Genomic DNA, 13,007 nt, shown 5'->3' on the forward strand with positions numbered 1-13,007 from the left:
CAATGGTTTGCGGACGTTATTAAAATGTAAGCGTTAATTGTTCGCTAATAAAGCACAAAAAAAAGAACAACTCTTAAATTAATAAGAATTGTTCTTTTTTAGCTATGACGTTAATCGTTCACGCTAGCTTCTTCTTCTTTCATTCGTTTCTCAATATCTGAGATTGAATAAACATTAGCTGAAATTGAACCTGTTTCTTTTGGTTTAATTTGACGGTAATCTGGCATACCAGTACCGGCAGGAATAATCTTACCAATAATAACATTTTCTTTCAGACCAATTAATGGATCATTCTTACCGCGAATAGCAGCATCCGTAAGAACACGAGTTGTTTCTTGGAATGATGCAGCTGATAAGAAACTGTTTGTTTCTAGAGATGCTTTAGTGATACCAAGTAAGACAGGACGTGAAGTAGCTGGAATGCCACCTTTGATCAATGTCTTATAGTTATCTTCTTTAAGATCCATGATATCCATTAAAGTACCTGGTAATACATTTGTGTCACCGGGATCCATAACGCGAACCTTACGTAACATTTGACGAGACATAACCTCCACATGCTTATCAGAGATTTCTACCCCTTGCATACGATATACTTTTTGAACTTCACGAAGAATATAATTCTCCGTAGAAAGAACATCACGAACTTGAATTAATTGTTTAGGATCAATTGAACCAACTGTTAGTGCTTCACCACGATGAATTTTATCACCTTCGGCAACTTTAAGAACAGCAGTATAAGGTAAACTATATGTTCGTGTATCAGTTTCACCTTTAACTGTTACTTCTTTAGTACGTTCAGCAGGATTTTCTTCAATTGCTTCAATCATACCTGTTACTTCTGTAATTTCAGCACGACCTTTAGGATTACGTGCTTCGAAGATTTCTTGAACACGAGGTAACCCTTGTGTAATATCATCTCCAGCAACCCCACCAGTATGGAAAGTACGCATTGTTAATTGAGTTCCGGGTTCACCGATTGATTGAGCAGCAACAGTACCAACTGCTTCACCAACTTCAACCTGATCACCAGTAGCCATATTACGACCATAACAATGTTCACAAACCCCATGCTTAGTGTTACATGTAAATGCTGAGCGGATAGTTACTTGTTCGATTCCAGCAGCGATAATTGCTTGCGCTTTGCTTTCTTCGATCATTTCGTTTGAAGCGACAATAACTTCACCAGTTTCAGGATTTTTAACGGTCTTCATTGCATAACGACCTAAGATACGGTCATACAATGGTTCGATCATTTCATTTCCTTCTTTAATAGCTGATACATCTAAGCCACGATCAGTGAAACAATCTTTCTCACGAATAATAACATCTTGAGCAACATCAACAAGTCGACGAGTCAAGTATCCAGAATCGGCAGTCTTCAAGGCCGTATCAGTCATACCTTTACGAGCCCCATGAGTTGAAATAAACATTTCCAACACTGACAAACCTTCACGGAAGTTAGAAATAATAGGTAATTCCATTGTTTTACCATTAGGAGCTGCCATCAAACCACGCATACCAGCTAATTGAGTAAAGTTAGAAATATTACCACGGGCTCCAGAATCACTCATCATTTGAATAGGATTTTGTGTGCCCAATGCTTCCATTAGTTTTTGTTGAATATCATCTTTTGCTTGTGTCCAGATAGCAATAACACGTTCATAACGTTCATCTTCTGTAATCAAACCTCGACGGAATTGTTTTGCAACTAAAGCAACTTGTTTATGAGCTTCTTCAATAATTGCAGGTTTTTCCTTTAAGTCAGTTACATCAGAAATACCAACTGTAATACCAGCATGTGTTGATTGATCATAACCTAAGTTTTTAAGACGATCTAACATCTTAGACGTTTCAGTTACTTTAAATCGTTTATAAACTTCAGAAATGATATCACTCAAGAATCCTTTTTTGAAAGGTAAAATAATTTCTTGTGCTTTAATAACATCACCAATATTTTGACCAGGTTCAACAAAATATTTGTCGGCTGTTTTATTAATTAAGTTATCATTCTTAGGTTCATTAATGTAGGCAAATTCATTAGGTAAAATTTCATTAAAGATTGCTTTACCAACAGTTGTTATCATAATGCGTTCTTTTTGCCAATCTGTAAATGGTTTACCTTCAGCAGCTAATGTTGCTGTTTGTAATCCAATACGAGTGTGCAAATGAACGTAACCATTACGGTAAGCCATTACAGCTTCGTTAGCATCTTTAAAGATCATACCTTCGCCTTCGCGGCCAGCTTCTTCCATTGTAAGGTAGTAGTTACCTAAAACCATATCTTGAGAAGGTGTTACAACTGGTTTACCATCTTTAGGTGCCAAGATATGATGAGCAGCTAACATAAGCAAACGAGCTTCTGCTTGTGCTTCATCAGATAAAGGTACATGGATAGCCATTTGATCTCCATCAAAATCAGCATTGTAAGCTTCACAAGCTAAGGGATGAAGACGAATTGCTTTACCATCAACTAAAATTGGTTCGAAAGCTTGAATACCAAGACGATGAAGTGTTGGTGCGCGGTTAAGGAGAACTGGATGTTCAACAATAACTTCTTCTAAAACATCCCAGATATCTTCATCGCGACGATCAAGTTTACGTTTAGCATTTTTAATATTTGAAGCCATTTCACGTTTAACAAGTTCTTTCATCATAAATGGTTTGAATAATTCCAAAGCCATTTCACGAGGAATACCACATTGATTCATTTGTAACGTTGGTCCAACAGCAATAACTGAACGGCCTGAATAATCAACACGTTTTCCAAGTAAATTTTGACGGAAACGTCCTTGTTTACCTTTCAACATATGTGAAAGAGATTTCAATGGTCGGTTACCAGGTCCAGTAACTGGACGGCCACGACGACCATTATCAATCAATGCATCAACAGCTTCTTGTAACATACGTTTTTCATTTTGAACAATAATACCAGGAGCGTTCAAATCTAATAAACGTTTTAGTCGGTTATTTCGGTTAATAACCCGTCTGTATAAATCATTCAAATCAGAAGTGGCAAAACGGCCACCTTCTAATTGAACCATTGGACGTAAGTCAGGTGGAATAATAGGAACAGCATCCATAACCATCCATGCAGGTTCATTTTCAGAAAGTAAGAATGCTTCTAAAATGTCCAAACGACGAACAGCACGTGTTCTCTTTTGGCCAGTAGCATCTTTCAATTCTTCTTTTAATTCTTCAGATTCACCAGCAAGATTAACATCACGTAATAAATGACGAATAGCGTCAGCACCCATTCCAGCTTCGAATTCAGTCCCGTATTCTTCACGTTTTTCACGATATTCACGTTCTGTTAATAACTGTTTCTTTTCAAGAGGTGTGTTACCAGGTTCAGTAACAACGTAAGAAGCAAAGTAGATAACTTCTTCCAAAGCACGAGGACTCATGTCTAAGACAAGACCCATACGACTTGGAATTCCTTTAAAGTACCAGATATGTGTAACTGGTGCAGCTAATTCAATATGACCCATACGTTCGCGACGTACTTTAGAACGAGTAACTTCAACACCACAACGATCACAGACGATACCTTTATAGCGAATACGTTTGTATTTACCACAGGCACATTCCCAATCTTTTGTTGGTCCAAAAATACGTTCATCGAATAGTCCGTCTTTTTCAGGTTTTAATGTACGATAATTGATTGTTTCGGGCTTTTTAACTTCACCATATGACCAGCTTCTAATCTTATCAGAAGATGCTAAGCCAATTTGCATGCTATCAAATTTATTGACATCGATCAAAGGACCGACCTCCCTTTAGTTTTATAGTGTGTTGGATTTCTCAAACTAAGCATTAGCTTCATCCACACAAATTTGAGTTCAGTAACTAAGCCAAAATTATTCTTTGTTCATTTCAGCAGCCATTTTTTCGGCTTCTTCTTTAGCTTTTTTCTCTTTTTGTTCATTAGCTAATTTGCTTAACGCATCCACATTAACGATATCATCATCGTCATCATCCATGTCACGTAATTCAATTTCAGTCTTTTTAGCATCAAGTACTTTCATATCTAATCCTAATGACTGTAATTCTTTAACAAGAACACGGAATGATTCAGGAACACCTGGTTTAGGAATTGGTTCGCCTTTGACAATTGCTTCGTATGTTTTCACACGACCCACAACATCATCAGATTTATACGTTAAAATTTCTTGTAACGTGTAAGCAGCACCATAAGCCTCAAGTGCCCAAACTTCCATTTCACCAAAACGTTGTCCACCAAATTGTGCTTTACCACCTAATGGTTGTTGCGTTACTAATGAGTATGGTCCTATTGAACGAGCATGGATTTTATCATCAACCATGTGAGCAAGTTTCATATAGTACATAACACCTACAGAAACACGGTTATCAAATGCATCACCTGTACGTCCATCATATAAGATTGTCTTACCATCATCTGAAATTCCAGCTTCTTTAAAGACATTCCAGATATCTGAATCGCGAGCACCATCAAAAACTGGTGTTGCAACATGGATACCTAATTTACGAGCAGCCATACCTAAATGAAGATCTAAAACTTGTCCAATATTCATACGAGAAGGAACACCCATGGGATTCAAAAGAATATCAACTGGTGTACCATCTGGCATGTAAGGCATATCTTCAGAAGGGACAACGATTGAAACAACCCCTTTGTTACCATGACGTCCAGCCATCTTATCACCCACACGTAACTTACGTTTTTGTGCAATGTAGATACGAACCATCATATTAACACCAGGACTTAATTCATCCCCTGCTTCACGAGTAAAGATTTTAACATCTTGAACAATACCGCCACCACCATGAGGAACTTTCAATGAAGTATCGCGTACTTCACGAGCCTTTTCTCCAAAGATAGCATGTAATAAACGTTCTTCAGCAGATAATTCAGTAACCCCTTTAGGTGTTACTTTACCAACTAAGATATCACCATCATTAACTTCAGCACCAATACGGACGATACCAAATTCATCAAGATCTTTTAATGAATCTTCACCAACATTAGGAATTTCACGAGTAATTTCTTCAGGTCCTAATTTTGTATCACGTGCTTCTGATTCAAATTCTTCAATATGAATTGATGTGTAGACATCATCACGAACAAGACGTTCGTTAATGATAACAGCATCTTCAAAGTTATAACCATTCCAAGTCATAAAGGCAACTAATGGGTTTTGGCCTAAAGCTAATTCCCCATTTTCCATTGAAGGACCATCAGCTAAAATTTCATCAGCATCAACATGATCGTTTACACGAACAATTGGACGTTGATTGTAGTTTTTACCACCATTTGAACGATGGAATTTCATTAATTTGTATTTATCTAAAGCGCCATCTTCACGACGAACACGAATTTCACGTGCATCAACGTATTCAACAGTACCTTCGTTTTTGTTAATTAAAGCGACACCAGAATCATGAGCTGCCTTATATTCAATACCTGTACCAACAAGTGGTGAATGAGGATTGATTAAAGGAACAGCTTGACGTTGCATATTGGCACCCATCAAGGCACGGTTAGAATCATCATTTTCCAAGAAAGGAATACATGCTGTAGCAACAGCCACAACTTGTTTAGGTGAAACATCCATGTAATCGACTTTATCAATACCGATTTCGATATTTTCTGAACGATTACGAGCCATAACGAGTTCATTTACAAATGAATCATCTTCATTTAATGGTGAGTTAGCCTGTGCAATAACATAGTTATCTTCTTCATCAGCAGTCAAGTAATCGATTTTATCAGTTACTTGATGTGATTCCCAGCTCACACGACGATAAGGTGTTTCAATAAAACCATATCGGTTAACACGTGCATAACTTGATAAACTATTAATCAAACCAATGTTAGGTCCTTCAGGCGTTTCAATTGGACACATACGACCGTAATGCGTGTAATGAACATCACGAACTTCATATCCAGCACGATCACGAGTCAAACCACCAGGTCCTAAGGCAGAAAGACGACGTTTATGTGTCAATTCACCAAGTGGATTAGTTTGATCCATGAATTGTGATAATTGAGATGAACCAAAGAATTCTTTAATAGAAGCCACAACAGGACGAATGTTAATCAATTGTTGTGGTGTAACAGTTGTTGTATCTTGAATTGACATACGTTCACGTACAACACGTTCCATACGTGATAAACCAATTCTAAATTGATTTTGTAGTAATTCACCAACTGAACGAATACGACGGTTACCTAAATGATCAATATCATCCACAGAACCAATATTTTCTTTTAAATTAAAGAAATAGTTCATTGAAGCAATAATATCAGCAGGTACAATATGTTTGTATTGTAAGTCAATATTGCCATTACCAATCATTGGCATCTCACGTTCTGGGTCTACTTGAGAATAAACCTTAACGATTTGAAGTACCATAGGTTCAGTAACAACACCATCTTCTGATGGGTGGTATGTGACCGTCTTGAAATCTTGACGATCAAGATATGGTGCTAAAGTTTCCATAACTTGTTTATCAATTACGGTATCTTTTTGTGCAAGTACTTCACCAGTATCTGGATCAGCCAATGTTTCAGCTAATGTTTGGTTCAATAAACGTGTTTTCAAGCTTAATTTTTTATTAATTTTGTAACGACCAACTGGAGCTAAGTCGTAACGTTTTGGATCAAAGAAACGAGCTGTCAATAAACTACGTGAGCTATCAGCTGTTTTAGGTTCGCCGGGACGTAGACGTTCATAAACATCTTTTAAAGATTCTTCAACACGTGAATCATCCGTATTTTTATGAACATCTTTTTCAAGTGTTAGCATTAAGCTATCATTGTTACCCAACATTTCAATAATTTCATCATCAGAACCAAATCCTAAAGCGCGGACCAATTCAGTTAATGGAATTTTACGTGTACGATCAATACGTACATATGAAATATTTTTAGCATCTGATTCATATTCTAACCATGCACCACGGTTAGGAATAACAGTTGTGCCATATGTTTCACGGCCATTTTTATCTAATGAACCATTGTAGTAAACCCCTGGTGAACGAACTAATTGAGAAACAATAACTCGTTCAGCACCATTAATGATAAATGTTCCTTGTTCTGTCATTAATGGGAAATCACCAAAGAAAACATCTTGAGATTTAATTTCGCCAGTTTCATGGTTAGTTAAACGTAATGTAACATGTAATGGAGCCGAATAGTTCGCATCATGTGCGCGTGCTTCATCTACAGTGTATTTAGGTTCTAATAATTGGTAATCAACAAATTCTAATGATAAGTTACCAGCAAAATCGTCAATTGGCATGATGTCTTCAAACATTTCACGAAGACCTTCATCCAAGAACCATTGGTAAGAGTCACTTTGAATTTCGATTAAATTAGGTAAATCTAAAACTTCTTTGATACGTGCGTAACTTCTACGTGTACTGTGTTTACCGTAGTTTACTAAATGTCCAGCCAAATTAGTCACCTCTCAAATTTATTCTGTAAACCTGCCAAAGTCCGATGATTTTATATTACAGTTTGATTACAAATTGCATACTAGACGAAAAAATCGGTTTTTTTGGCAAAAGAAAAAACAAAAACAGTTTATTTATTTTTAAATAATCACCATTTTTGTCTCTCTATAAGGCTTCTTACGGACAATAGATCGTAATCAGCTATAAAAATTCACAGTATTATACATTTAATTATCATATACGCTATTGAATCGGATGTCAACAGTTCGTGCTCATTAAGTCATCGTCACAAATTCTTCAGCACTCGTTGGGTGAATAGCAACTGTATCATCGAAATCTTTTTTAGTTGCGCCCATTTTAATTGCTACTGCAAATCCTTGTAGCATTTCGTCCATGCCTTCTCCAACACCATGTAATCCAACAATTCGTTCATCTTTACCAACCGTAATTAACTTCAGGTTTTCCTTCACCTTACTATCACCTAAACTATAACGCATTGGTGTAAATGATGATCGATAAATTTTTAGATTTTCTTGACCATATTCTAAAGTTGCTTCAGCTTCAGTTAAACCAATCGTTCCAGCAACTGGATGTGAGAATACCACTGTGGGTACCAATTTATAATCTAAATGTTCCGTAGGTTTATTATTAAACACACGCTCCATTAATCTTCGGCTAGCTGCAATTGCAACAGGTGTTAAGTCAAGTTTACCAATAACATCCCCAGTCGCATAAATACCAGCAACTGATGTATTTTGATACTCGTCGACCACAATAGTACCATTATCATTTAATTTAATATTTGTGGCAGAAATATTCATTTTATCGGTAACTGGTCGGCGGCCAACCGCCCAAATAACACAATCTACGACCAATGAGTCATCATTGGTAATAACTTCATATTTACCATCACTTCGCCGTTTCAACTCTGTCACCTTTGAGTTAAAACTAATATCAATTCCATTTTCTATATACGTTTCTGTTACATTTGTTGAAATTAATTCATCAAAATTAGGTAACAACGTGTCGTATTTTGCATACATGTGAACTTTTGACCCTAGTGCATTCAACGTTCCAGCAAGTTCAGTACCAATATAACCGTTTCCGATAACCGCAACTTTAGCAGGTAATTCTTTCAAATCATCAAAGAATTGATTAGATTCAATCCCATACGTTGCGCCAGGAATGTCGGGTATATTGGGTGTTCCACCAGTTGCAATTAGTATGTGCTCTGAGACATATTTTGAGCCATTAACTTCAACTGTTTGATTATCAATAAATTTTGCATAGCCTTTAATGACTTGTACCTGATTTTTATCTAAATTTCTGAAATATGCGCCATGTAATCGTTCAATATATGCAGAACGGTTAGCAACTAATTTTTCAAAATCAAGTTGCGGCTGTTGTTTAGTAAACCCATAATCAGTAGCTAAATCAAAATCTTGTGCTAACGCTGCTGCAGACCACATAATCTTTTTAGGTACACATCCAACGTTGACACAAGTTCCACCAATTTCATTTCCTTCTATTAAAATTACTTTTTTTCCAAAAGAACCAGCTCGATTTGCTGCTGCAATTCCAGCAGAGCCTCCACCAATTACAATAAGATCTATTTTTTCCATAGATAACACTCCTTTTCTAGTGATAAAAAAGGTGCAACTACATGAATAGTTACACCTTTTTAAGTTTACTTCACTGCTACTTTAGTTTTTGATTCTTTAATCGTTACTTTGATAACACCTTTTACAGCACCAATTGTAATATTATCATTATCTTTTATTTGACCAGAAAGAAGAATATCACTTAGACGGTCCTCAACTTCTGTTTGTAATGCACGACGAATGGGTCTAGCACCATATTCTGGATCAAACCCTGCCTTAGCAATCACATCAATTGCTGCAGGTGATATTTTAACCTTAATATCTTGTTCCTTCAACCTATCAATAACTTCTTTAGTCATCAATTTCACAATCTCATGTAATTCAACTTTAGTTAATGAATGGAATATAATTGATTCATCAATTCGGTTTAAAAATTCTGGACGAAAGGCTTTTTTAAGAGCCGCGCGAATTTTTCCAGACATTGCCTTATATTCATCTTTTTCAGATTCTACACCAAATCCAACAAACTTCTCATCACGAACGGCAGTTGCACCTAAGTTAGATGTCATAATGATAATTGTATTTCTAAAATCAATACGACGTCCTTTAGAATCTGTTAAGTATCCATCATCTAACACTTGAAGTAAAATATTAAAAACATCAGGATGCGCTTTTTCAACTTCATCCAAGAGAACAACAGAATATGGTGTCTGACGAACTTTTTCAGTCAATTGTCCACCTTCATCATATCCAACGTAACCTGGTGGCGATCCAATCAAGCGACTTGTACTATATTTTTCCATATATTCCGACATATCCACTCGAATCATTGCTTCTTCAGAGCCAAACATAGCTTCAGCAAGTGCCTTAGCTAATTCAGTTTTACCAACACCCGTTGGCCCAAGGAACATGAATGAACCAATTGGTCTTGCTGGATTTTTCAATCCGCTTCTAGCACGTCGAATAGCCTTTGCAATTGAGCTAACTGCCTCATTTTGACCAATAACACGTTTATGCAAAATGTCTTCAAGATGAATTAAGCGATCACTTTCACTTTTATTCAATTGTTGTACTGGAACACCTGTCCAATCAGAAACAATTCCTGCAATTTCTTCGCTAGTTACCTTTATATCATAATGTTCTGCACTAGACTTAACGGCAGCATTTTTTTCGGCTTCTAAATCTTCAACCTGCTTTTTAACACGCATTTCTTTTGTACGAATACCCGCAGCTAATTCAAAATCTTGCTGACTAACTGCATCATCTTTTTGTTGACGCAATTCGTCAAGTTGATCTTGTTTTTTACTTAATTTTGATTTAGTCCTTGGGCGCTCAATACGAACCTGAGCAGCGGCTTCATCCATTAAATCAATCGCCTTATCAGGTAGGAATCGATCAGTAATATATCGATTACCCATTTCTACTGCTGCTTCAATTGCATCATCGGTAATTTGCACGCGATGATGTGCCTCATATTTAGGTCGGAGTCCCTTTAAAATATCAACAGTCTGTGCTTCTGTTGGTTCTTTGATTGTGATTGTCGCAAAACGTCGTTCCAAAGCAGCATCAGATTCAATGTATTTTTGATACTCATCTAATGTCGTTGCACCAATAACTTGAACTTCACCACGAGCCAATGCAGGTTTTAATATATTAGATGCATCTATTGCACCTTCTGCACCCCCTGCACCAATTAACGTGTGTAATTCATCAATAAATAAAATAACATCTTTAGTCGTGTATACTTCTTTCAATATTTTCTTTAACCGATCTTCAAATTCACCACGATATTTTGTTCCCGCAACTAATGATCCCATATCAAGCATCATTAATCGTTTTCCAATCATGTCTTCAGGAACGTTTCCGTCAACTAATCGTTGAGCAAACCCCTCAGCGATTGCAGTCTTACCAACACCAGGTTCACCAATTAACACTGGATTATTCTTAGTTCGACGACTCAATACTTGAGTTAATCTTTTCACTTCAGAATCTCGACCAATTACAGGGTCAATCTGCTTATCACGAGCCATTTTAGTCAAATCACGTGCTAATTCATCTAATGTAGGTGTTCCCTCTTCTGGAGTTTGTTTACCACGATTCTTTTGTCTCATCTGAACTTCACTGACACCAAGTTGACGGAAAATCATTTTACGTACCTGCTTAACATCAGCACTTAATCCGCCCATAATTCTTGATGATAATATTTCATTATTACTTGTTAGCGCTAGTAAAAGATGCTCTGTACCCACCTTACTTGCATTTAAATTTTTAGCTTCATCGTTAGCAATTGATAAAATCATTTTTGCTTTTGGTGAGTAAGGTAAATAATTATCATTTTTATTTAATCTCAATGATCCATAACCAGTGAATCTTTCGATTTCTTCCATTATATCTTCTGGATCAACATTAAATTGTTTCAATACTTTATCTGCAATACCATTTTGTACTTCAGACAAAGCCAAAAGTAAATGTTCAGTACCAACGGCTTGTTGACGATAGTGTTTAGCAGCTTCCTGTGCTCGAATAAGAACTTCTTTTGCACTCGGCGTAAATAAATTATCCATATTATTACCTCTTTCTACTCTTCATATCGTAAGCGATTAATTAAATTAATCAACATTTTAGCGCGTATCATATTTTCTGATTCTGTATCCATACCAAGAAAAACATCTTTCTTTATTATAGCTAAAACTAAATTTGATTCTTTTTTTGTCAATGTCTTCTCATCATATAAACTTTGAATAATATCGTAACCTTCTTGTTGGGATACGTTTGTACCAATTAAATTTTCTATTGTTTGAATAAATTCTTGATCTACAAAAAGATTTACCTTTTCTATCCTAATATATCCACCGCCACCACGTTTACTCTCTACTACATATCCATTTTGAATAGTAAATCGCGTGTTAATAACATAATTTATTTGCGATGGTACACAATTAAATAATTCAGCAACTTCAGAACGTTTAATGACTATTTCTTTTTCGTCTAAAAGAATTTTCTTAAAATACTTCTCAATCACATCAGAAATATTCTGACCCTGCATATTCATCACCTCAAATAGTTTGACTAATGTTGACTTTCATTATACGAAATATAAATTAAAATTGAAAGTTATTTGTCCTAAACAAAAAAAGGAATTTAAACATAAAGTTTAAATTCCTTTTTCAATTAATCGGGAAAACAGGATTCGAACCTGCGACCCCCTGGTCCCAAACCAGGTGCTCTACCAAGCTGAGCTATTTCCCGAACACAAAAAAATGCACCCAGTAGGAGTCGAACCTACAACCTTCTGATTCGTAGTCAGACACTCTATCCAGTTGCGCTATGGGTGCATTAAAAATATAAAATTAAAACAATAAATGGTGCCGAGGACCGGAATCGAACCGGTACGGTGATCACTCACCGCAGGATTTTAAGTCCTGTGCGTCTGCCAGTTCCGCCACCCCGGCATTTATTGAAAAGCGGAAGACGGGATTCGAACCCGCGACCCCCACCTTGGCAAGGTGATGCTCTACCACTGAGCTACTTCCGCAAAAAAATTAAAAAATGGTGCCGACTAGACGATTCGAACGCCCGACCCCCTGATTACAAATCAGGTGCTCTACCAACTGAGCTAAGTCGGCATAACTGAAAATGATGCGGGTGAAGGGACTTGAACCCCCACGTCTTACGACGCTAGATCCTAAATCTAGTGCGTCTGCCAATTCCGCCACACCCGCAGAATGTGGAATTGAAAATGAGCCGTGACAGGCTCGAACTGTCGACCCTCTGATTAAAAGTCAGATGCTCTACCAACTGAGCTAACGGCTCAAATGGAGGTTACAGGGCTTGAACCTGTGACCCTCTGCTTGTAAGGCAGACGCTCTCCCAACTGAGCTAAACCTCCAAATAATAAAAAAAGCATGGCAACGTCCTACCCTCGCAGGGGGCGACCCCCAACTACTCTTGGCGCTAAGAAGCTTA

The 13,007-nt window shown here is 36.9% G+C and carries 5 protein-coding genes and 8 tRNA genes; all 13 read right to left on the bottom strand.

Annotated features, from left to right (window positions below):
• Positions 1-110: 110 nt before the first annotated feature.
• Positions 111-3,764: a DNA-directed RNA polymerase subunit beta' gene (rpoC, locus tag AC1RPY_RS05105; RefSeq protein WP_481761619.1), complete on the bottom strand. Its 3,654-nt coding sequence runs from the start codon at positions 3,762-3,764 to the stop codon at positions 111-113.
• 96 nt (positions 3,765-3,860) lie between these two features.
• Positions 3,861-7,451, bottom strand: coding sequence for a DNA-directed RNA polymerase subunit beta (gene rpoB, locus AC1RPY_RS05110; RefSeq protein ID WP_481761620.1), 3,591 nt, complete (start codon positions 7,449-7,451; stop codon positions 3,861-3,863).
• A gap of 264 nt (positions 7,452-7,715) precedes the next feature.
• Positions 7,716-9,062, bottom strand: a complete 1,347-nt coding sequence (gene gorA / locus AC1RPY_RS05115) for a glutathione-disulfide reductase (protein WP_481761621.1) — start codon at positions 9,060-9,062, stop codon at positions 7,716-7,718.
• Between the two features lie 65 nt (positions 9,063-9,127).
• Positions 9,128-11,605, bottom strand: a complete 2,478-nt coding sequence (locus tag AC1RPY_RS05120) for an ATP-dependent Clp protease ATP-binding subunit (protein WP_481761622.1) — start codon at positions 11,603-11,605, stop codon at positions 9,128-9,130.
• 14 nt (positions 11,606-11,619) lie between these two features.
• Positions 11,620-12,087, bottom strand: coding sequence for a CtsR family transcriptional regulator (locus AC1RPY_RS05125; RefSeq protein WP_481761623.1), 468 nt, complete (start codon positions 12,085-12,087; stop codon positions 11,620-11,622).
• A 129-nt stretch (positions 12,088-12,216) separates the two neighbouring features.
• Positions 12,217-12,290: transfer RNA gene (locus tag AC1RPY_RS05130), tRNA-Pro, on the bottom strand.
• 12 nt (positions 12,291-12,302) lie between these two features.
• Positions 12,303-12,376: transfer RNA gene (locus AC1RPY_RS05135), tRNA-Arg, on the bottom strand.
• A gap of 28 nt (positions 12,377-12,404) precedes the next feature.
• A tRNA-Leu gene (locus AC1RPY_RS05140) sits at positions 12,405-12,493 on the bottom strand.
• An 11-nt stretch (positions 12,494-12,504) separates the two neighbouring features.
• A tRNA-Gly gene (locus tag AC1RPY_RS05145) sits at positions 12,505-12,576 on the bottom strand.
• A 15-nt stretch (positions 12,577-12,591) separates the two neighbouring features.
• Positions 12,592-12,667: transfer RNA gene (locus AC1RPY_RS05150), tRNA-Thr, on the bottom strand.
• Positions 12,668-12,681: 14 nt separating this feature from the next.
• Positions 12,682-12,763: transfer RNA gene (locus AC1RPY_RS05155), tRNA-Leu, on the bottom strand.
• An 18-nt stretch (positions 12,764-12,781) separates the two neighbouring features.
• Positions 12,782-12,854, bottom strand: a tRNA-Lys gene (locus AC1RPY_RS05160).
• A 3-nt stretch (positions 12,855-12,857) separates the two neighbouring features.
• Positions 12,858-12,930, bottom strand: a tRNA-Val gene (locus tag AC1RPY_RS05165).
• Between the last annotated feature and the right edge of the window lie 77 nt (positions 12,931-13,007).

Source organism: Dellaglioa sp. CoH-56-MRSF-12 (assembly GCF_056782075.1).